Below are 20,054 nucleotides of genomic sequence, written 5' to 3' on the forward strand. Positions count from 1 at the left end.
GACGGGATAAGTGCTGAAAGCATCTAAGCATGAAGCCCCCCTCAAGATGAGATTTCCCATCGCGTAAGCGAGTAAGATCCCTCAGAGATGATGAGGTTGATAGGTCTGGTGTGGAAGCGTGGCAACACGTGGAGCTGACAGATACTAATCGATCGAGGACTTAACCATAAGTAACATCTTCGATGTTTCAATTCAAGAATGACGTTATCTAGTTTTGAAGGAATGTGGTTTTTCCACAACTTCATATGTCTGGTGACGAAGGCGAAGAGGTCACACCCGTTCCCATGCCGAACACGGAAGTTAAGCTCTTCAGCGCCAATGGTAATTGGGGGCTTCCCCCTGTGAGAGTAGGACGTCGCCGGGCCTCAAAGAGGTGAAACGAATAGTAATCGTTTCATCTCTTTTTTCTTGCGAAGAAAAGATCCGACTACCTAGCATACGAGGGCTGAGAGGAACGAAGAGGTCAAGGAAACAAAGGAGTGACGCCCGCAGCGTATGATATACGCGAGGACCGAAGCGAGTGCAGATGACGCCGAAATCTGACGTTCATCGCAGTCCGAAGGCGAACAAGGTAGAAACAAGCTACACTCGTTTCCACCAAGCTTATTTTAGAGTGAAAAGAACACGTAAGAGTTAGAATGGGGCAAAAAAATGAATAATCACTCTTTTTATTTGATTGGAGGCTAATTACTCCAACCAAAAACAGCCCTAACCACCTTAGTTAAGGAGGAAACGAGATAAACTCGTTTCTATCTTATACCTCATCAATGGCAAGGGTTGATACAAAGTAAAGCACCCAATATAATGGGTGCTTTACAGTCAATGAATAAGTTTTTCTTTTACCTTTGTTGGTATTTCTACTGGCTGGACTTCTTCCCATGTTTCCACATAAGCGCCTTTTGCTGCAACCCGCAAATAAGCATCCTTCCGAAGCTCTACCCGTATAGAAAGTTATTTGTTGAGTTTCTCCGTTTTCGGTATAACCTTCTAGTGTATAATAGTAGCCCCCAGGATTTTGCGGTTCCCCTTTTTCATTAATCTGCACATATACACCTTCTTTTTGAACAAGAGGGTTGATGCGATCGGATATTTCTTCTGGAAGGGTTAAAATTATAACACCCATAATTATGAACAGGAACACGATAGTTCCGATAATTTTTTTCATGCTTTTTCTCCTATCTCTTAGTAATTTGAGCTATAAAAGTATTTATATAAAAGAGAACAAGTGATAGGTATCTCATGCCTCTGTAAATTCTCGGTTACGTTTAAATTAATGAACTTGTTTATTTAAAATAGAAGCCATTCGTTTTCCATCGATGAAAGATTCAACAATGGCGGCTAACACTTGGACTGCTTTTTTCATATCCTCTTATCACTCCTTTATTTATGTCTTAATTTTATTGTAAAAAAATAAGGAGGTTGTAGCCATCGAATAGGGTTACAAGGGAATTACATTTTTGTAAGATAAGAAACTGTTCCCTAGCTTAGTTTTCTTTACACGTTAAGAAGTATAAAAATACTTTCTAGTGCAACTAAGGCTCAGCCGACGCCAAAGGCTTGGCCTCGCCAAGTTTTCTTTAGGTAGACATACACAATTTTTACAGTGTTATCATACATTTACGTTAGTAACTGTTTTCTAAAAATTAAATCATTTATGTATATTTTAAATCGTTTCTGGCCATACTTGTGATGGAGGTGGGAGAAGTGGAAGCTGCAAAGCAGTCTTTGGAAACATGTATGGTTTGTGATAAGAAGGCGGAAAAGGGGATCCATATCTTTCAACATTTTCTGTGCTGCAACTGTGAACAGAGGATGATTTCAACGGAAACAGATGATGATGAGTATCAATATTTTATAGAAAAGCTTCGAAAAATTAATCATGTATCATGTTAGACAGGTGAACCAACACCTGTTTTTTATTTGCATATAAAAGGTTAATCCATACAGGTTCGGTAACTAGAATTCAATAAATTCAATCCTATTCTTAGATAAGGGGACGTGGGGAAGGATTTTCTGCTAAAATAAACATAGATCTTTTTACACGTTAAGAAGGTATAAAGATACTTTCTATAGTATAAGCTCAGCCGGCGCCAAAGGCTTGGCTGAGCCAAGTTTTCTTTACACGTTAAGAAAGTATAAAAATACTTTCTATAGTATAAGTGCAACTAAGGCGATCGCCAGCGCTAAGGCTTGGCGCTAACCAAGTTTTCTTTAGAATTGGGATGGTTAGATGAAGTACGTAGAAACACCTCTGATCGATAGGCTTTGGCAGCATAATAAAGACGAGGCCTATTCCTTTCATGTGCCAGGTCACAAAAACGGTCAGCTTTGGCCTAAAACAGAGTGGGCACAAAATCTTCTTTCTCTTGATGTGACGGAATTGAGTGGACTCGATGATTTACATGATCCAACAAGTGTCATTAAAGATGCGGAGGATATGACTGCAAGATTATATGGTGCGGATTACAGTTACTTTTTAGTTAACGGGACGACCGTTGGTAACCTCGCGATGATTATGACTGCTTGTCCACAGGGGTCAAAAGTACTCGTCCAGCGAAACTGTCATAAATCAGTTATAAACGGGATTAACCTTTCTGGGGCAAAACCTGTGTACATAACCCCAGAAGTTGATCATAAAACAGGGGTTGCCACCGGGGTTACATATGAGCGAATAAAGTCTGCTTTTGAGCAGCACGGTTCTTTTAGTGCGGTTATATTAACGAATCCGAATTATTATGGGATGACGATTGATTTAACTAGTATCATTAAATATGTTCATCAAAAGGACATCCCAGTTTTAGTAGATGAAGCACATGGGGCCCATTTTGGAATTGGGGAACCCTTTCCACCGTCTGCACTAGAAATGGGAGCAGATGTGGTCGTCCAATCAGCGCACAAAACATTACCTGCGATGACGATGGCTTCGTTTTTACATATACATTCAAGCCGAATCAATCGTATGAGTCTTGAAAAGTATTTAAACATCCTTCAATCAAGCAGTCCATCCTACCCATTGATGGCTTCACTTGATTTTGCCAGAGCGTATCGGGAATCCATCGAAAAAGACGACCGAAAAGTCATTTTAAGAAGCATTGATACTTTTAGCGAATTGTTAAAAGGTATTCCACAATTAGAAGTGATACAAGGAAAGTCTCGCTATGATTGGTTAGACCCATTGAAGCTGATAATACAATCGAAGACTCACTTGTCTGGGTTTAAGCTACAAACCGTTTTGGAGGAGCAAGGAATTTATACTGAACTCGCAGATCCCTATAATGTGTTATTCGTATTACCATTAGCGCCTTTAAGAGAAGTTAGTGAGATCGTTGCACGGATGACTTGGGCTGTGAAAAATTATGATGTGATTGAATCTAAAACATGTAATGCTACTATTATGAACGGTTTTCCACATGTAACGGAGCAAATTCTAACTGAGCACCAGATTCGACAAAGGCGTAAAACCTACGTATCTCTTAAGGAAGCAACTGGAAAAATTTGCGCCGAAACCATTATCCCTTACCCACCAGGTATACCAATTCTTTTAGCGGGGGAGCGAATCATGAAAGCTCAGGTGGAGTACTTTCAATTACTTATAGAGAATGGCGCTCGATTTCAAGGAGCTAGTGTTCAGGGAAGGAAACTCCAAATTGTTGAATAAGTATATACGAATCATCAAGAAGTACACGGGAGGAACGAGATATGAACAAACCCTTATTTATAACGTTTGAAGGTCCTGAGGGAGCTGGAAAAACGACGATCATACAACAACTTAACAAGGAGTTGAAAAATCATTCCATTCCGTTTGTTTCAACACGGGAACCTGGTGGAATCGATATTGCTGAACAGATTCGCTCGGTCATTTTGAATCCTAAGAATACTGAAATGGACGGTCGGACTGAGGCGTTACTCTATGCTGCAGCAAGAAGACAGCACCTTGTTGAGAGGGTACTGCCGGCACTTGAAGAGGGAAAAGTTGTATTATGCGATCGATTTATAGATAGTAGTCTTGCTTATCAAGGGTTTGCACGAGGGCTTGGTATTGAAGAGGTATTCTCGATAAATCAATTTGCAACAGAAGATCGGATGCCTGACATGACGTTTTATTTTGATCTTTCACCAAAGGTTGGCCTCGAGCGAATTGAAAAGAATAACTTGCGGGAGAAGAACCGACTTGATCTTGAGAAATTGGACTTTCATCAAAAGGTTCAGCAAGGCTACCGGCAAGTATTAGACAGGTTTCCAGAGCGAATTGTTGTCATAAATGCAGAGCAACCGATCGATATGGTATATAACGATGTTTTGCAAGTGCTCAAAGAAAGGCTGTTCAAAGATTAACTAATAAAAAACCGTGCATATTTATGGATTTCAGTTCAGCGATCCATAGAACCAATATTCGTCACCTGTTATAATAGAAGAAAAAAGTTTTTTGAAAAAGAAGGATAATGAGTGAAAAAGGAAAAAGTTATAGTTATAGATGGAAATTTTGAAAGGAGCTATCGCTTATGAAGCTTGTGGTGGCGGTCGTACAGGATAAAGATAGCAGTCGTTTATCGGATGCTCTTGTGAAAAGTAATTTTCGGGCTACGAAACTTGCAAGTACAGGGGGTTTCTTAAAAGCGGGCAATACGACCTTCATGATGGGGGTTGAAGATCTACATGTTCAACGTGTTCTTGATATTATTAAGGAAAATTGTCAGAGTCGAGACCAGCTAGTAGCCCCAGTATCACCGATGGGTGGAAATGCTGATTCCTACGTTCCTTATCCAGTCGAAGTCGAAGTTGGAGGTGCTACTGTATTCGTCCTGCCGATTGAGCAATTTATGCAGTATTAGAGGGGGATCCTTATGAAAATCGGTCAAGAAATTAGGACGATGGCAGAGCAGAAGTTACAGGACGGAACGAAACCTTCTGTAAAAGCAGGACAGTTTAATTCAGTCGTGCAAGCTCAACATCAAAGGCTGCAAAATGAACAGTTAACGGCGTTATTGGTAAAGGTCGATCAACAGGGGCAACGACTATTGAAATCCCAGACACTTAGTGATCTTAGGGAATACAAACGCATAGTGAAACGGTTCATGAAAGAGGTAGTTGATTTTGGTATCCATTTAAAGAAATCCAGAGGCTGGAACGGACATGGCCATTTAGAGACACACCACTTGATTGAACGTATTGATGAGGAGCTTCTTTCTATTACAGATGACTTGATGAACAAAGAGACTAAAGCCATTGATCTGTTAGGGCGTATTGGAGAGGTCAAAGGGTTACTCGTGAATTTGTATACGTAGAAAAGAGTCGATATAGATGAATTGGAACACACTTTCCGAGAAACAACCGTATGTAACAAGACTTTTAACGAACAGCATGGATAAGCATCGTCTAGCTCATGCGTATCTATTTAAAGGAAATAAGGGGACGGGGAAGAAGCAAATTGCGCTTCATTTAACAAAGGGTTATTTTTGTAAAGTACGTGAATCTAGCGAGCCATGTGGTGAATGTCCTGATTGTAAACGTATTGATTCAGGCAACCACCCAGATGTTCATCTTATTGAACCAGATGGCCAATCGATTAAAATTGAGCAAATTCGTAAGCTTCAAAAGGAATTTTCCTACCTTGGTCTAGAATCGAAGGCAAAGGCATATATTCTCGAACATGCTGATCGGATGACGAACCAGGCTGCGAATAGTTTACTTAAATTTCTAGAAGAACCTGGGCAAAAAACCATCGCTTTGTTATTAACAGAAAACCCGCAACAGTTACTTGATACAATTATCTCTCGTTGCCAGGTACTCACGTTTGCTCCACAGTCACAAGGGCAATTGATCGATACCTTAATAAAGGATGAACACCCAGAACATCTTGTTCGTATAGCCTCAGCTTTAACAAATGATCAAAAAGAGGCAGTAGAATTGCTGCAAGATGAGTGGTTTGTACAAGCGAGAAAGAACGTGTTAAACTTGATGGAAGAGCTTGTTAAACGTCCACAGCGTGCCTTGCTCGTTCTTCAGGATTATTGGTACCCTCATTTCAAAGAAAAACAACAGATCGAGGTTGGTTTGGATCTGTTGTTGATTTGGTATAAAGATGTTTTCCTAACCCAATTGGATGAAAAACAATCGATTGTGTTTAAAGATCAAGAAAAGTTATTATCCGACCAAGCACTAAAAAGCTCACAAAATCGGGTTCGTGATCAGATGGTGCTCTTGTTAGAAGCCAAGCGGCGTCTTCAGGCAAATATGAACCTGCAATTGTTGATTGAGCAATTAGTGCTTAAATTGCAGGAGGGATAAACCTGTGTATGAAGTAATTGGTGTCCGCTTTAAAAAGGCGGGTAAAATATACTATTTCGATCCCGGGGATCTAGAAATCGAAGTCAATGCATTCGTGATTGTCGAAACAGCTAGAGGGATTGAGTTTGGAAAGACGGTTCTCGCGAAAAAACAAGTAGACGAGAATGATGTTGTTCTTCCACTGAAGAAAGTAGTCCGAATTGCCAACCCGAAAGATCAATTAGCGGTAGAAGAAAACAAGGAAGCCTCGAAGGAAGCTTTTGATGTATGTATAAGGAAAATTGAGGAACACGAGCTAGATATGAAGTTAGTTGATGTGGAATACACATTTGATCGAAATAAAGTCATATTTTATTTTACAGCAGATGGACGTGTAGACTTCCGGGAACTTGTTAAGGATCTAGCCTCTATTTTTCGTACTCGTATTGAATTACGGCAGATTGGTGTAAGAGACGAGGCAAAAATGCTTGGTGGGATAGGACCATGCGGCCGTTTACTATGCTGCTCAACTTTCTTAGGTGACTTTGAACCTGTATCGATTAAGATGGCAAAAGACCAAAATCTATCGTTAAACCCTGCAAAAATTTCAGGTTTATGCGGTCGGTTGATGTGTTGTCTGAAATATGAGAACGATGATTATGAGACAGCTAAAAAGGAGCTTCCGGACATCGGAGAAATTATTCACACACCTCATGGAAAAGGAAAAGTGGTTGGGCTGAATATTCTTGAACGCTTGGTCCAAGTAGATCTTTATGAGCAAGAACGCGTAATAGAATATACGCTGGATGAGCTCATGAATGAAGGCTCCGTTTCACAAGCTATAGAATAACGGGGTGAAACCGTGGACAAAAAAGAAATCTTCTCAAGAGTTAGTGAAATGGAAGAGCAGATTGGAAGTTTGTATAAACAGCTTGGAGATCTTAAGAGTCAGTTGGCTGCTCTTCTAGAGGAAAATCATCATTTAGATATCGAGAACCGGAATCTTCGAAGCCGATTAGATGGCGAAAAGAAGAGTATACCGACAAATGGCAATTCCGAAGGTTCTTTTGATGATTCCAGGCCGACACCAGATGTCGGTGAAGGGTATGATAATCTTGCTCGTTTATATCAAGAGGGCTTCCATATTTGTAATCTGCACTATGGAAGCATCCGAACAGAAGGAGATTGCTTGTTCTGTTTGTCATTTCTGAACAAAAAATAACCTGGACTGACTCACAAGGACCTGGCTCCTTCCATCGTAACCACATTTAGTAAAGAGTGTACACTTACTACGTGGTATAGGAATGCCGACTCCTTACATAAGAGTCAGTCTTTTTTTATGCTACTACACCACCTAGGAAGGAAATTAATCACTATGATTGATTTGTATGAGGACGAACGTATTGATTATATAGTGAAAAATAAGCTGAGAATTATTCAAAGTCCATCTGTGTTTACGTTTTCGTTAGATGCTGTATTACTGGCGAACTTTGTTTATGTCCCCATTCAGAAGGGTATGTTGCTGGATCTTTGCACAGGTACTGGAGCGGTTCCTCTGATCCTAAGTACACGGACCAAAGGGGTTATTAAAGGAGTCGAAATTCAAGAGAGACTTGCAAATATGGCAAAGCGAAGTGTGTCCTTAAACCAGCTGGATGAACGCATTCATGTTAAACAAATGGATATACTTGAATTTGAACAAGAAAACTCGGTTCAGTATGATGTTGTGACTTGTAATCCACCTTATTTTAATTCGAATGACCCGAAGGACCATAATGATAATCAACACTTAGCGATTGCCAGGCATGAGTTGTTCTGTACGCTTGAGGATGTGATTCGAATTTCTGGGAAAAAGCTTCGTGAAGGCGGAAAAGCAGCCTTCGTTCATCGTCCTGAACGTTTAATGGATCTTTTATCACTGATGCGTATTCATCGCCTTGAGCCCAAACGACTGCAGTTTGTTTATCCTAGGTATGGTCGTGATGCGAATATGGTTCTTGTTGAAGGGACAAAAGGCGGAAAACCAGAATTACGCTTGCTTCCACCGATCACCGTGTATAATGAGAAGAATCAATATACGGAAGAGGTACAGAGGTTATATGATGGAATATGAGCACTGTGTTTACATATTAGAATGTAATGATGGCAGCTTATATACAGGCTATACGAACAATTTAAAAAGACGAATTGATACTCATCAACAAGGAAAAGGAGCCAAATATACAAGAGGTCGTACTCCTGTTGAACTCGTATACGTTGAACGTTTTGAAACGAAAACGGAAGCGATGCAAGCAGAGTATCAGATTAAAAAGCTTCCAAGAGTAAATAAATTGGAAATAATTAATGTAAAGGAAAAGGAGGGAAAAGTCAATGTGGAGGCAGTCAAGCTATCAATCAAATGAGGAGTGTGGCACTCTCTATGTGATCCCGACCCCAGTTGGTAACTTAGAGGATATGACATTTCGGGCTATTAACTTATTAAAAACTGTACATTTAATTGCAGCCGAAGATACACGGCAAACGAAAAAGCTATGTAACCATTTCGAAATCTCGACACACCTACAAAGTTACCATGACCATAATAAATTAAAAAGTGGTGAGAAATTAATAAAGGTTTTGCAAGATGGCAATGACGTTGCCCTTGTTAGCGATGCGGGAATGCCGGGAATATCGGATCCAGGCTATGAGTTAATTGAGACATGTGTGAGTAGTGAAATCCCTGTTGTACCATTGCCTGGTGCGAATGCCGCCATACCCTCATTGGTTGCTTCGGGGCTTCCAACTGAGCATTTTTATTTTTACGGTTTCTTACCTAGGGATAAAAAGACGCGGAAGGGAGAATTGGAGTATTTGGCTAGGCTTCGAGATACGTTCATTCTTTATGAATCCCCTCATCGCATCAAAGAGACATTGAAGGAGTTAGTAACTGTTCTTGGGCCTGAGAGAAAAGCCTCAATAACTAGGGAATTAACGAAAAAGTATGAGGAAATCATTCGTGGTTGCTTGGAAGAGTTAAAGCAATGGTGTGAAACAGAAATGATTCGAGGAGAATTCTGTCTTGTAATTGAAGGCACTAGTGAAAATCAGAGTCAATCGAATATACTCTGGTGGGGTTCGCTCTCTGTTGAAGATCACGTCAAGCATTATATTGTTGAGAAAGAGATGTCAAGTAAAGCAGCGATCAAACAGACATCCGTTGATCGTAATCTTCCCAAGCGCGAAGTTTACCAAGCTTTTCATATCAAAGATTTATAACAAACTTTTATACTTTCTTTACTCACAAAAAAGTGGGCAACCCTTTCGGAAGCCCACTTTTAAATATGTTATTTTGTTTTCGCAACGTAGTCATTTAATTCGTTCATGATTTGTTCTGCACCTTCGCGGCTAAGGATAATCTTTCCACCAGCGATTGTCAGGTTGTCATCAGAAACTTCTCCAGTTACTTGGCAAGTCATATTAGGCTTGTACTTTTTAAGAACGATACGATCATCATCCACATAAATTTCAAGTGCATCCTTCTCTGCGATTCCAAGTGTACGGCGGAGTTCAATTGGAATCACCACACGACCTAGTTCATCAACTTTACGGACAATACCTGTAGATTTCATTTATAAAATTCTCCTCTCGTGATTTCATTGCCTTTGTCTTATCTCTATGTTATCGTCATTATTCGACAAAAACTATTATGACCTTATAATACCAGCGATTCCCAAACACGTCAATCATTTTCTTTTAACTGAAAACAATTGTAAAATTTGTAACAACCCACAACCCCTTTGTACTAAAGGTTTTACATATTAGTAGGGGGTTATCATTTGACGTAATAAAAATAAACAACAGTAAATATTACCCATTTAAATTACTATACAAAAACCAGGAAAGTTACATTTATTGACACGAATTCGTCATAATTCGACAAGTTTTTGTCGGATTATGAATCGACCATTAGGTATATTTCTAGGATAGCATAGTTATCCTGTAGGTATTTACATATATTGTTTTTCGTAGCATTATGTCATTTTATGTCTATGGAAAGAAAAAGATTGAACAAGGTTCGAATGTAAAATCGGATAACTTTTTTGAACACATAGTTTAGTTAATGATAAAATAAAGTCGGATTAAACGAATTGTAGAACAAATACCCTTTTAGGGTTAAACAATAAATGGAAAATTAAGGAGGCTTTTTTATGCCTAAGGAGAGCAAGTCGTTTTATATTACCACCCCAATCTATTATCCAAGTGGAAAGCTACATATTGGCCATGCCTATACGACGGTAGCAGGAGATGCGATGGCTCGCTACAAACGTCTTCGTGGATATAATGTCATGTATTTAACCGGAACAGATGAGCATGGGCAAAAAATCCAGGATAAAGCAGAGGAAAAAGGAGTACCACCAATTGAATATGTTGATGAAATCGTCGAAAGCATTCAGGAACTATGGAACAAACTAGATATCTCATATGATGACTTTATCCGAACAACAGAAGAGCGCCATAAGACCGTCGTTGAAAAAATCTTTCAGCGACTCATGGATCAGGGTGATATTTATCTTGATGAGTATGAAGGATGGTATTGTACACCTTGTGAATCTTTCTTTACAGACCTTCAGCTTGAGGATGGAAATTGTCCGGATTGTGGGCGACCTGTGCAAAAGGTAAAAGAAGAGTCTTATTTCTTTAAAATGAGTAAGTACGCGGACCGTTTATTGGAGTTTTACGAGGAGAACCCTCATTTTATTTTACCCGAGACTCGTAAAAATGAGATGGTTAATAACTTTATTAAACCAGGTCTAGAAGATTTGGCTGTATCCAGAACTTCATTCGACTGGGGGGTTAAGGTTCCGGAAAATCCAAAGCATGTAATATATGTGTGGATTGACGCCTTATCAAACTATATAACAGCGTTAGGTTATGGAACTAATCAGGATGAAAAATATCGTAAATACTGGCCAGCCGATGTACATCTCGTTGGAAAGGAAATAACAAGGTTCCATACGATCTATTGGCCAATTATCCTTATGGCACTGGACCTCCCTCTTCCAAAGCAAGTGTTTGCACACGGATGGCTCCTTATGAAGGACGGCAAAATGTCTAAATCAAAAGGAAACGTCGTAGATCCCGTAACATTAATTGATCGTTATGGACTAGATTCTTTACGTTATTACCTTTTGCGAGAGGTACCTTTTGGTTCCGATGGGGTTTTCACTCCAGAAAGCTTTGTTGACCGAGTGAACCATGACCTTGCAAATGATTTAGGGAATCTATTAAATCGAACAGTTGCGATGATTAATAAGTACTTTGATGGAAAGATACCTAGGCACGCGGGAACTGTTACATCATTCGATGCCTATCTTGAAGACCTTGTCGATTCAACCTTAACTAAAGTGGAAAATGAGATGGATCATATGGAGTTCTCCGTAGCGTTATCATCTATCTGGCAGCTTGTAAGCAGAACGAATAAATACATTGATGAAACGCAGCCATGGATACTAGCAAAGAATGAGGATCAGCGTGATCAACTGGCATCTGTTATGTCTCACCTTGCTGAAGCGCTGCGATATATTTCGGTCATGATCCAGCCTTTTATGACAAAGGCACCAGCAAAAATGTGGGAACAGCTCGGTATTTCCGGTGAAACTCTAACAAGTTGGGAGAGTCTTAAGCAATTCGGTCAAATCCCTGATGGTACGGAGGTTAAGAAGGGAAATCCGATCTTCCCGCGTCTTGAAAATGAAGACGAAATTGACTATATCAAATCATCAATGAGCGGAGGATCTGAGCCGCAGCAGGATTTGAAAGATAGCACCGAATCTGATCCAACCAACGAGATAATGATTGATGATTTTTCGAAGGTTGAACTTCGAGTAGCAGAAATCATAAACGCTGAAAAGGTTAAAAAGGCAGACAAGTTATTAAAACTTCAGCTTGATCTTGGTTCAGAAAAAAGACAAGTAGTATCTGGTATTGCTAAATTCTACGAGGTGGACGAGCTTATTGGTAAAAAGGTTATTTGTGTAACGAATTTAAAGCCTGTCAAACTACGTGGGGAACTTTCACAAGGGATGATTCTTGCTGGTAGTGAAAGGGATCAATTAAAGCTTGCAACAATTGATCGTTCACTGCCGAATGGCGCAATCGTTAAGTAAAGAGCAGATTCACAGGTTGTATAATAAGAAGGTAGAGTTGACTGAATAGCGGGGCTTTTATCGCTGATCAGTCGGCTCTTTTTTTGGAAGTAAAGTATAAAACTTTGCTGTGTAGATGCGATGTCTAGCTGCAGCGCCCAGGTGCTCGAGGTCGCTTCGATTCTTACACAAACACAAAAAGCGTGTTATGTTGCAGAATCTCCAGCGCTTGCACTAAAGCATAAGTGCAACTAAGGTAATCGCCTAAAAGCTTGGCGTTTACCAAGTTTTCTTTATCACACCTAAACAGGGCGCTTCCGCTTTTCTTACATAAGAACCATTTTTCTTTGTAACTGATTTGTAATGAGAATGACAAGTAAATGAATTAGAAACGCCCAGTTTATATGATAAACTAGGAAAGTATTTTCAGATATGGGTGCAATATAGACCATAAAACAAATACAAATTGTAGGTGTTCAGGACTATGTTATTCGATACACACGCACATTTAAATGCTACTCAATTTGATGTAGATAGAGAAGAAGTCATCCAGCGAGCAAAGGATGAAGGGGTTTCCCACATCGTCGTCGTAGGATTTGATCGACCAACGATTGAAGGTGCGATGAACTTAGCAAACAACTATGAATTTATATACGCAGCAGTTGGATGGCATCCAGTTGATGCGATCGATATGACGGTGGAAGATCTGAACTGGATCGAGGAATTGGCATCACATCCGAAAGTAGTAGCAATTGGTGAGATGGGCCTTGACTACCATTGGGATAAGTCACCAAAAGAAGTTCAAAAGGATGTATTCCGTCAACAAATTCGTCTCGCGAAAAAGGTAAAGCTCCCGATTGTTATACATAACAGAGATGCAACAGAAGATGTGGTCTCTATTCTTCAAGAGGAGAAGGCTGAAGAGGTAGGCGGTATCATGCATTGCTTTAGCGGTAGTCTTGAAATTGCACGAGAATGTATGGCTATGAATTTCTACATTTCCTTCGGAGGACCGGTAACATTTAAGAACGCGAAGCGACCTAAAGAAGTAGCTCAAGAAATTCCACTGGATCGCATGTTGATTGAAACCGATTGCCCTTATCTAAGTCCACACCCGTTGCGTGGGAAAAGGAATGAATCCTCATACGTTAAATATGTTGCAGAACAGATTGCCGAGTTAAAAAGGATTTCTTTTGAAGAACTCGCACAAAAAACATCCGACAATGCCTTCCGCTTATTCGGCATCAAACGCTGAGGATGTTTGTCGAAATAAGATTAGATAAAGCGAAATGAGCAATTTTTTACAAAGTTCGCTATGAACGGACAGATCTGCTGTCGAGCGGTTTTTCTTCCTTTTTGGAAAATCCCCTTGCATAATGGGGTCTATGAGAAAGGAGGCTTGCTTGACGCAGAGGATATAAGTGTTATATATTCAGACCTTGTAAAGGAGGGGTCGGATGATTATCCGCCTAAAAACTTTAATGACTAGGATGTTTCAGGGAAAGTGGCTCCTGGTTACCATCGCAGCGTTTCTCGTTATGGGATCTGCCGTAAGTGTTGGTGCTTATGAAATGACTAAGAACACGGTGATGCTCTCAATTGATGGGAAAGAGAGACAGGTGAATTCTCACGCCGAAACAGTCAAGGAAGTATTGAAAGCTGAAAACATTACGGTGAGTGCTCATGATATTGTGAAACCATCGTTGGATACTAAAATAACAAACCAGATGAAAATCACCTGGACACCGTCGTATCAAGTAAGGGTTAATATCGATGGGAAAGAAGAAAAGATATGGACGACTGCGGATACTGTAAAAGATTTATTGGCATCTGAAAAAATTAAGGTTTCTGAACATGATAAAGTCAAACCTAGTATGGACGCCCAAATAAAAGAAGGATTAACAGTCGAACTCCAAAAAGCGTTCCAAGTAAAATTGAACGATGGAGGAAAAGATAAAAGTGTTTGGACCACTTCGATTACTGTCGCTGACCTTTTAAAGCAACATAAGATTCAATTGTCGGAATTGGATCGAGTAGAACCTGGAATGGATGCTCTCGTAAAAACAGGAGACCAGGTTAATGTCATTCGAGTTGAAAAGGTCACCGATGTAGTGGAAGAAGCTGTTGACTATGCCGTTGTTAAACGGAAGGATAACAATCTTGCAAAAGGAAAAGAAAAGGTAGTTTCCAAAGGGCAAGAAGGTAAAGTGAAAAAGCACTTTGAAGTCTTTCTTGAAAACGGGAAGGAAGTATCTAGAGAACTCGTTAAAACGGAAAAAGTAACGGAAAGCGAAGATAAGATTGTCGCTGTCGGTACGAAAGAGATTCAACAAACGGTTTCTCGTAGTAAGCCTTCCTCATCTTCCCCATCATCGAGTCGTGAATTTTACGTATCGAGTACGGCTTATACTGCTCTTTGTAGCGGTTGCTCAGGTTTAACAGCAACTGGCTATAATCTTAAAGCCAATCCGAATGCGAAAGTAATTGCAGTAGATCCGAATGTTATTCCGCTCGGATCACGTGTATGGGTTGAAGGATATGGCTATGCGGTGGCTGCAGATACAGGTGGCGCAATTAATGGTAACAAAATTGATGTATTCTTCGGTAGTAAGTCCGAAGCATATGGCTGGGGCCGACAAACAGTACGTATTAAAGTTTTAGACTGATATAATGGGACTGACTCATTGGGTGCGAATCTCCTAGTAAGATTCAATAGCCCGGGGTCGGTCTTTTTTCCCGTTAAGAAAGTATAAGGGACTAAGGCGATCGCCAAGTTTTCTTTAACTTTTAACGTTAGGGTATACTATGAAAAGAATCTCTTTATATATAGACGCATTATGGATCAAAAAGGTTTCATTGTTTTGGAGGTTTTTTTGTGAAAATGAAAGAAATAATTGTTGTTGAAGGAAAAAGTGATACGATTGCGATAAAACGAGCAATCGGTGCAGATACAATTGAAACGAATGGTTCTGAAATTAGCGATAGTACGATCGAACAAATTCGTCTTGCTCAGGATCGAAGAGGTGTAATTGTTCTCACAGATCCTGACTACCCGGGAGAACGAATTCGAAGAATCATAACAGAAATGGTTCCTGGCTGCAAGCATGCCTTCTTACCAAAGACGGAAGCTCTAGCGGTAAACAATAAAGGAGTCGGTATTGAACATGCAACCGATGAGTCCATTCGAAAAGCGTTACGAAGTGTCCGTGAGGAATTTGTGGATGAAGCAGCAAAGGTTACCTGGCAAGACCTTGTTGATGCCGGTTTAGTTGGCGGTACAAATGCAAAGTCAAGACGAGAACAACTTGGAATCCTTTTAAAGATTGGATACAGTAATGGCAAACAACTACATCATAAGCTTAAAATGTTTCAAATTACCTATGAAGAATTTCAACGAGCGATGCAATGTGTATTTCAGGAGGAAGAAAATGAATGAATAAGGATATCGCGACACCACACCATACAAAAACAATTTTAGATAAATTTAAATTTACCTTTAAAAAAAGCCTCGGTCAAAATTTCTTAGTCGATCAAAATATACTCAAAAAAATCGTTGGCGTAGCAGGTGTTACCCATGATAGTGGAGTCATTGAAATTGGCCCGGGGATCGGTGCTTTGACAGAGCAGCTCGCTAAACAAGCGCAAAAGGTAGTTGCCTTCGAAATTGACCAACGTCTTATTCCGATTTTGAATGAGACCCTCGAGAATTATGAAAATGTTAAAGTGATTCATTCTGATGTTCTTGAAGCAGATGTACATCATGTTATTAAAGAGGAGTTTGAGAATGTACAGGATTTGATGGTGGTAGCTAATCTTCCTTATTATGTTACCACACCGATCATCATGAAGCTGTTAACGGAGCAGCTTCCGATCCGTGGAATTGTTGTAATGATTCAAAAGGAAGTCGCTGAGCGAATGGCTGCACAGCCTGGAACAAAGGATTATGGTTCTCTCTCAATTGCTGTTCAATATTATGCTCAGCCCAAAACAGAAGTCAAGGTACCAAAAACGGTTTTCGTTCCACAGCCGAATGTGGACTCATCGGTTATTTCATTAACATTAAGGCAAACACCCCCTGTAGAAGTAATAGACGAGGAGTTCTTTTTCACTCTCGTCCGGGCTAGTTTTGCACAAAGGAGAAAAACCCTTCTTAATAATTTGCAAAACAACCTTTTCACAAAAAGCGAAAAGCCATTGATTGAAAAAATCCTAGATGATGTAGAGATTGATGGAATACGCAGAGGCGAGTCACTCTCCATCGAAGAATTTGCACGTTTATCAAATGCCCTCCTGTCCTTGCGGAAATGACAATCATTTTTTCCTATCTCGTTACATAGGTTAAAGAGAAGTGTTGGTTTTCACTCTCGGTCGAGGGGGAAGAGATTATGTCCATAAAAGTGGGAGATATCGTCGGAAGACACTCCTATCAATGTGACCTGTTATTTCGGGTTACAGCATTATCAGACGATCATCAACTCGCGGAGCTAGCGGGGGAAGATATGAGGTTAGTCGCCGATGCCCCCATAGTAGATCTTGTCGTAATGGATGGAGATCAGCAACAGGAACGCAGGAAGAAGATTAAAGAGAGAGAAAAGACCTCTTACCGTTTATTTAGGCAGGATTACCAGCTGCTGCGACACAAAATGGAATATACCGCAACAGGTGGTTATGATAAGAATCAGTCGTATTTTCGCCTCCCCGGGAAGGTGCTCCACATCGACGGTGATCCTTATTATTTAAGCAAATGCTTAGAGCTTTATAAGAAGCTCAACGTGCCTGTATATGGGATTCACATGAAAGAAGAGGATATGCCTGAAAAAGTCTTACCCTTACTTGAAGAGGTATCGCCTGACATCCTTGTGATAACCGGCCACGATGCCTATATTCGTGCGAAAGGCGGTATGCAAGACCTACAGGCGTATCGAAACTCGAAGCACTTTGTAAGAACGGTTCGTGATGTACGGAAGAAATACCCTTATTTAGATCAATTAATGATTTTTGCTGGGGCATGTCAGTCTCATTTTGAATCACTAGTCCGGGCAGGTGCTAATTTTGCAAGCTCCCCAGGTCGAGTAAACATCCATGCGCTTGATCCTGTTTATATTGTATCTAAGGTTAGTTTTACTTCATTTGTGGACCGGATTAATGTCTGGGAAGTATTACGTAATACAATTACAGGAGAAGATGGAATCGGCGGTGTTGAAACAACGGGCTTTCTCCGGACCGGTATGCCGATCAAGTCCTCTGAGGACGACGAGTCTAAAACAATTAACGTCTAAGAGGGTATTCAGTACAAATAAATAAGTAGATCACTCGGTATCATTCATATGGGGTCAGACATCTCCGTTATTGCAGCTTTCGGTATGGAGAAGTCTGGCTCTGTTACTTATTTGAATTAAAATCAAGAAAAGCGTAAGCGCCCTGCTCAGCCACGAAGGTCACTGGAAGACCGACGAGGAGGCTGTTGCCGCCGCAGGAGGCCTGAAGTGATCCAAGTGGTTGGGCGCTGAAGCTGGACATTACATCCATGCCGCAAACTTTTATACTTTCTTTACTAACAAGAAATACGGTTACAAAGTGTACAGTTTGCCAAAAACCTGTTTAAATTTTGTACAGGTTTACATAAAAACTAGTGCAAACGTACAAACTAACGGCAAATTTCAAAAAAATAGGCGAAATACCATTGACAATTATAAAGGAGGATTGCTATAATTTTAGTTTTATTTTGACAAAATGCATCAAATGATGTTATAATTTGTCTAAGTGAGGTGTATTAGAATGGGTAAAACGATTCCGGATATAAAACGTGTGTTGGACGGTCAAGTTGGCAAGAAACTTACGCTGAAAGCAAATGGTGGACGACGTAAGACGATCGAACGAAGCGGCACCTTAGAAGAAACATATCCTTCTGTATTTATTGTTAAGTTGGATCAGGATACAAATGCATTCGAACGTGTTTCCTACAGTTATGCTGATGTACTTACTGAAACTGTAGAGTTAACATTTCTTGAAGATACAACAAAAGGTATGATGGTAAGCGGGCAGTAAGGCATTCGTGTCTAACTGCTTTTTTACTTTTTATAGAGGATTTCCGCCTCCTTTCTTACAAGGAAAGAAAGTATAAAAATTTGCTGCATAGATGCAATGTCTAGCTCCAGCGCCTAGGTGCTCGAGGTCGCTTTAATTCTTCCACAAACACAAAAGGCGTGTTATGTTGCAGAATCTCCAGCGCTTGTCGCACCTGAACAAGGCGCTTCCGCTTTTATTAATTACTGGATACATAAGGTTATTATAATTCCCGTTCAAGCAACCATACTAAACATATCGTGGTAGTGATTACTCTTGAAAGGGGCTAGCATCCATGAGCAGAAGACGAGGTATGATGTCCGATCGCTTGAAAGAAGAAATCGCAAAAGAACTAGGCTTCTATGATACTGTACAACAAGAAGGTTGGGGAGCAATACGTGCGAAAGATGCTGGAAACATGGTCAAGCGTGCAATTGAAAAAGCACAAGAACAAATGACAAATGATCAATAACTACTACGATATAGGAGTTGGCACAAAGGAATGTATATCTTTTGGGCCAGCTTCTTTTTTACACGTTAAGAAGTATAAAAATACTTTCTATAGTATAAGTAACTAAGACGATCGCCAGCGCTAAGGCTTGGCGCTAGCCAAGTTTTCTTTAATACGTCAATTATCCGTTGATCTATGGTAAAATACTAGCGGAAGTTATGACAAGTAGGTGATGAGTATGAAGATTTCAGTAAAAGCCCCCGCGAAAATAAATCTAACGCTAGATGTATTACATAAAAGAATAGATGGTTATCATGAAATCGAAATGGTGATGACAACCATTGACTTAGCTGATCGTATTGAACTAACGACAACCGATGAAAATGTTATAACGGTAGAATCATCTGGTGGATTTGTCCCTTCTGATAGTAGAAACCTTGCTCATCAGGCGGCGGATTTGCTTCGAAGAAAGTTCGGTCGTAAAGATGGGGTTCATATATATATTGACAAACAAATCCCTGTTTCTGCAGGATTGGCAGGTGGGAGTAGTGATGCAGCTGCGACATTAAAAGGCTTGAATGAATTATGGAGCTTAGACTTAAGTACAGAGCAGTTAGCGAAACTTGGGGCTGAAATTGGTTCCGACGTTTCATTCTGTGTATATGGAGGTACAGCTGTTGCTAAGGGACGAGGTGAGATTATTAAGCCTATTTCGTGTCCGCCACCTTGCTGGATTGTATTAGCAAAACCAACCATCGGTGTTTCGACAGCAGATGTGTACCGTCAGTTGAAGCTTGATAATGTTAATCATCCTGATACGAGAAAGATGATAAGCGCGATAGAACGGAAAGATTATAGACAAATAAATCGAACACTTCAAAATGTCCTTGAGTCTGTAACGTTACAACAGTATCCAGAAGTAAGACATATTAAAGAACAGATGGAGCGACTTGGTGCGGACGGTGTATTGATGAGTGGAAGTGGCCCGACTGTATTTGGTTTGACGATGTATGAAACAAGGGCTAAAAGTATCTACAACGGTCTCCGTGGCTTTTGTAATGAAGTGTTTATGGTGCGGATGCTTGGAGAGTCGGAATAGTTTGGTTGAAAAAACACGTACAAAAATGGTATATTATCCTTAAAAC

The 20,054-nt window shown here is 40.2% G+C and carries 22 protein-coding genes and 2 rRNA genes; 22 read left to right on the forward strand and 2 right to left on the reverse strand.

Going from position 1 to position 20,054, the window contains the following annotated elements; genetic code table 11:
- A 23S ribosomal RNA gene (locus tag NON16_RS20430) occupies positions 1-168 on the forward strand; the annotation flags it as partial.
- A gap of 80 nt (positions 169-248) precedes the next feature.
- Positions 249-364 (forward strand): 5S ribosomal RNA (rrf, locus tag NON16_RS20435).
- Between the two features lie 390 nt (positions 365-754).
- Here rrf and NON16_RS20440 read toward each other — a convergent pair.
- Positions 755-1,165: a YxeA family protein gene (locus NON16_RS20440; RefSeq protein ID WP_257351272.1), complete on the reverse strand. Its 411-nt coding sequence runs from the start codon at positions 1,163-1,165 to the stop codon at positions 755-757.
- 539 nt (positions 1,166-1,704) lie between these two features.
- On the opposite strand from NON16_RS20440, the gene NON16_RS20445 reads away from it, so the two are divergent.
- The 11 genes from NON16_RS20445 (at position 1,705) to rsmI (ending at position 9,522) form a co-directional block, all read left to right on the forward strand.
- Entirely contained in the window at positions 1,705-1,893 is a 189-nt protein-coding gene (locus NON16_RS20445; RefSeq protein ID WP_257351273.1) for a sigma factor G inhibitor Gin, read from the forward strand.
- Between the two features lie 337 nt (positions 1,894-2,230).
- Positions 2,231-3,658, forward strand: coding sequence for an aminotransferase class I/II-fold pyridoxal phosphate-dependent enzyme (locus tag NON16_RS20450; protein ID WP_257351274.1), 1,428 nt, complete (start codon positions 2,231-2,233; stop codon positions 3,656-3,658).
- Between the two features lie 41 nt (positions 3,659-3,699).
- Positions 3,700-4,335 (forward strand): dTMP kinase, encoded by a 636-nt coding sequence (gene tmk / locus NON16_RS20455; RefSeq protein WP_257351275.1) that lies wholly within the window; start codon positions 3,700-3,702, stop codon positions 4,333-4,335.
- A gap of 167 nt (positions 4,336-4,502) precedes the next feature.
- Positions 4,503-4,832, forward strand: coding sequence for a cyclic-di-AMP receptor (locus tag NON16_RS20460; protein WP_257351276.1), 330 nt, complete (start codon positions 4,503-4,505; stop codon positions 4,830-4,832).
- 12 nt (positions 4,833-4,844) lie between these two features.
- Entirely contained in the window at positions 4,845-5,285 is a 441-nt protein-coding gene (locus tag NON16_RS20465) for a YaaR family protein (protein WP_257351277.1), read from the forward strand.
- 16 nt (positions 5,286-5,301) lie between these two features.
- On the forward strand, positions 5,302-6,288 hold the full coding sequence (gene holB, locus NON16_RS20470) for a DNA polymerase III subunit delta' (protein ID WP_257351278.1): 987 nt from the start codon (positions 5,302-5,304) through the stop codon (positions 6,286-6,288).
- Between the two features lie 4 nt (positions 6,289-6,292).
- Positions 6,293-7,117, forward strand: coding sequence for a PSP1 domain-containing protein (locus NON16_RS20475; RefSeq protein ID WP_257351279.1), 825 nt, complete (start codon positions 6,293-6,295; stop codon positions 7,115-7,117).
- 12 nt (positions 7,118-7,129) lie between these two features.
- The gene (yabA, locus tag NON16_RS20480; RefSeq protein WP_257351280.1) at positions 7,130-7,489 is read left to right on the forward strand and encodes a DNA replication initiation control protein YabA; all 360 of its coding nucleotides are present in this window, start codon (positions 7,130-7,132) and stop codon (positions 7,487-7,489) included.
- A 153-nt stretch (positions 7,490-7,642) separates the two neighbouring features.
- Positions 7,643-8,380: a tRNA1(Val) (adenine(37)-N6)-methyltransferase gene (locus NON16_RS20485; protein WP_257351281.1), complete on the forward strand. Its 738-nt coding sequence runs from the start codon at positions 7,643-7,645 to the stop codon at positions 8,378-8,380.
- The gene (locus tag NON16_RS20490) at positions 8,370-8,669 is read left to right on the forward strand and encodes a GIY-YIG nuclease family protein (RefSeq protein ID WP_257351282.1); all 300 of its coding nucleotides are present in this window, start codon (positions 8,370-8,372) and stop codon (positions 8,667-8,669) included. The genes NON16_RS20485 and NON16_RS20490 overlap by 11 nt, the downstream gene beginning before the upstream one ends.
- Positions 8,638-9,522, forward strand: coding sequence for a 16S rRNA (cytidine(1402)-2'-O)-methyltransferase (gene rsmI, locus NON16_RS20495; RefSeq protein ID WP_257351283.1), 885 nt, complete (start codon positions 8,638-8,640; stop codon positions 9,520-9,522). The genes NON16_RS20490 and rsmI overlap by 32 nt, the downstream gene beginning before the upstream one ends.
- Positions 9,523-9,590: 68 nt before the next feature.
- Here rsmI and abrB read toward each other — a convergent pair whose 3' ends face one another.
- Positions 9,591-9,875, reverse strand: a complete 285-nt coding sequence (gene abrB, locus NON16_RS20500) for a transition state genes transcriptional regulator AbrB (RefSeq protein ID WP_257351284.1) — start codon at positions 9,873-9,875, stop codon at positions 9,591-9,593.
- Between the two features lie 579 nt (positions 9,876-10,454).
- On the opposite strand from abrB, the gene metG reads away from it, so the two are divergent.
- The 9 genes from metG to ispE all read left to right on the forward strand — a co-directional run bounded on the left by metG (position 10,455) and on the right by ispE (position 20,008).
- Positions 10,455-12,413 carry a methionine--tRNA ligase gene (gene metG, locus NON16_RS20505; RefSeq protein WP_257351285.1) on the forward strand — a complete coding sequence of 653 codons (1,959 nt, stop codon included), beginning with the start codon at positions 10,455-10,457 and terminating at the stop codon, positions 12,411-12,413.
- A gap of 463 nt (positions 12,414-12,876) precedes the next feature.
- On the forward strand, positions 12,877-13,647 hold the full coding sequence (locus tag NON16_RS20510) for a TatD family hydrolase (protein WP_257351286.1): 771 nt from the start codon (positions 12,877-12,879) through the stop codon (positions 13,645-13,647).
- A gap of 202 nt (positions 13,648-13,849) precedes the next feature.
- Positions 13,850-15,058 (forward strand): G5 and 3D domain-containing protein, encoded by a 1,209-nt coding sequence (locus NON16_RS20515; protein ID WP_257351287.1) that lies wholly within the window; start codon positions 13,850-13,852, stop codon positions 15,056-15,058.
- Positions 15,059-15,267: 209 nt separating this feature from the next.
- Positions 15,268-15,828 carry a ribonuclease M5 gene (rnmV, locus tag NON16_RS20520; protein ID WP_257351288.1) on the forward strand — a complete coding sequence of 187 codons (561 nt, stop codon included), beginning with the start codon at positions 15,268-15,270 and terminating at the stop codon, positions 15,826-15,828.
- On the forward strand, positions 15,825-16,700 hold the full coding sequence (gene rsmA, locus NON16_RS20525) for a 16S rRNA (adenine(1518)-N(6)/adenine(1519)-N(6))-dimethyltransferase RsmA (RefSeq protein ID WP_257351289.1): 876 nt from the start codon (positions 15,825-15,827) through the stop codon (positions 16,698-16,700). The genes rnmV and rsmA overlap by 4 nt, the downstream gene beginning before the upstream one ends.
- 77 nt (positions 16,701-16,777) lie before the next feature.
- Positions 16,778-17,671 carry a sporulation peptidase YabG gene (yabG, locus tag NON16_RS20530; protein ID WP_257351290.1) on the forward strand — a complete coding sequence of 298 codons (894 nt, stop codon included), beginning with the start codon at positions 16,778-16,780 and terminating at the stop codon, positions 17,669-17,671.
- Between the two features lie 499 nt (positions 17,672-18,170).
- Positions 18,171-18,440: a biofilm formation stimulator Veg gene (veg, locus tag NON16_RS20535; RefSeq protein ID WP_257351291.1), complete on the forward strand. Its 270-nt coding sequence runs from the start codon at positions 18,171-18,173 to the stop codon at positions 18,438-18,440.
- 313 nt (positions 18,441-18,753) lie between these two features.
- Positions 18,754-18,930 carry an alpha/beta-type small acid-soluble spore protein gene (locus tag NON16_RS20540; protein ID WP_257351292.1) on the forward strand — a complete coding sequence of 59 codons (177 nt, stop codon included), beginning with the start codon at positions 18,754-18,756 and terminating at the stop codon, positions 18,928-18,930.
- Positions 18,931-19,147: 217 nt separating this feature from the next.
- The gene (gene ispE, locus NON16_RS20545) at positions 19,148-20,008 is read left to right on the forward strand and encodes a 4-(cytidine 5'-diphospho)-2-C-methyl-D-erythritol kinase (protein ID WP_257351293.1); all 861 of its coding nucleotides are present in this window, start codon (positions 19,148-19,150) and stop codon (positions 20,006-20,008) included.
- The last annotated feature ends 46 nt before the right edge of the window (positions 20,009-20,054 follow it).

This window comes from Pseudalkalibacillus decolorationis (assembly GCF_024609785.1).
Classification (GTDB): Bacteria; Bacillota; Bacilli; order Bacillales; family Fictibacillaceae; genus Pseudalkalibacillus; species Pseudalkalibacillus decolorationis.

What these genes read in the sequence shown, in the direction of transcription:
- NON16_RS20440 (WP_257351272.1), bottom strand. Translation starts at nt 1,165, where the DNA reads ATGAAAAAAATTATCGGAACTATCGTGTTCCTGTTCATAATTATGGGT.
- NON16_RS20450 (WP_257351274.1), top strand. Translation starts at nt 2,231, where the DNA reads ATGAAGTACGTAGAAACACCTCTGATCGATAGGCTTTGGCAGCATAAT.
- tmk (WP_257351275.1), top strand. Translation starts at nt 3,700, where the DNA reads ATGAACAAACCCTTATTTATAACGTTTGAAGGTCCTGAGGGAGCTGGA.
- NON16_RS20460 (WP_257351276.1), top strand. Translation starts at nt 4,503, where the DNA reads ATGAAGCTTGTGGTGGCGGTCGTACAGGATAAAGATAGCAGTCGTTTA.
- NON16_RS20465 (WP_257351277.1), top strand. Translation starts at nt 4,845, where the DNA reads ATGAAAATCGGTCAAGAAATTAGGACGATGGCAGAGCAGAAGTTACAG.
- holB (WP_257351278.1), top strand. Translation starts at nt 5,302, where the DNA reads ATGAATTGGAACACACTTTCCGAGAAACAACCGTATGTAACAAGACTT.
- NON16_RS20485 (WP_257351281.1), top strand. Translation starts at nt 7,643, where the DNA reads ATGATTGATTTGTATGAGGACGAACGTATTGATTATATAGTGAAAAAT.
- NON16_RS20490 (WP_257351282.1), top strand. Translation starts at nt 8,370, where the DNA reads ATGGAATATGAGCACTGTGTTTACATATTAGAATGTAATGATGGCAGC.
- rsmI (WP_257351283.1), top strand. Translation starts at nt 8,638, where the DNA reads ATGTGGAGGCAGTCAAGCTATCAATCAAATGAGGAGTGTGGCACTCTC.
- abrB (WP_257351284.1), bottom strand. Translation starts at nt 9,875, where the DNA reads ATGAAATCTACAGGTATTGTCCGTAAAGTTGATGAACTAGGTCGTGTG.
- metG (WP_257351285.1), top strand. Translation starts at nt 10,455, where the DNA reads ATGCCTAAGGAGAGCAAGTCGTTTTATATTACCACCCCAATCTATTAT.
- NON16_RS20510 (WP_257351286.1), top strand. Translation starts at nt 12,877, where the DNA reads ATGTTATTCGATACACACGCACATTTAAATGCTACTCAATTTGATGTA.
- NON16_RS20515 (WP_257351287.1), top strand. Translation starts at nt 13,850, where the DNA reads ATGATTATCCGCCTAAAAACTTTAATGACTAGGATGTTTCAGGGAAAG.
- rsmA (WP_257351289.1), top strand. Translation starts at nt 15,825, where the DNA reads ATGAATAAGGATATCGCGACACCACACCATACAAAAACAATTTTAGAT.
- yabG (WP_257351290.1), top strand. Translation starts at nt 16,778, where the DNA reads ATGTCCATAAAAGTGGGAGATATCGTCGGAAGACACTCCTATCAATGT.
- veg (WP_257351291.1), top strand. Translation starts at nt 18,171, where the DNA reads ATGGGTAAAACGATTCCGGATATAAAACGTGTGTTGGACGGTCAAGTT.
- NON16_RS20540 (WP_257351292.1), top strand. Translation starts at nt 18,754, where the DNA reads ATGAGCAGAAGACGAGGTATGATGTCCGATCGCTTGAAAGAAGAAATC.
- ispE (WP_257351293.1), top strand. Translation starts at nt 19,148, where the DNA reads ATGAAGATTTCAGTAAAAGCCCCCGCGAAAATAAATCTAACGCTAGAT.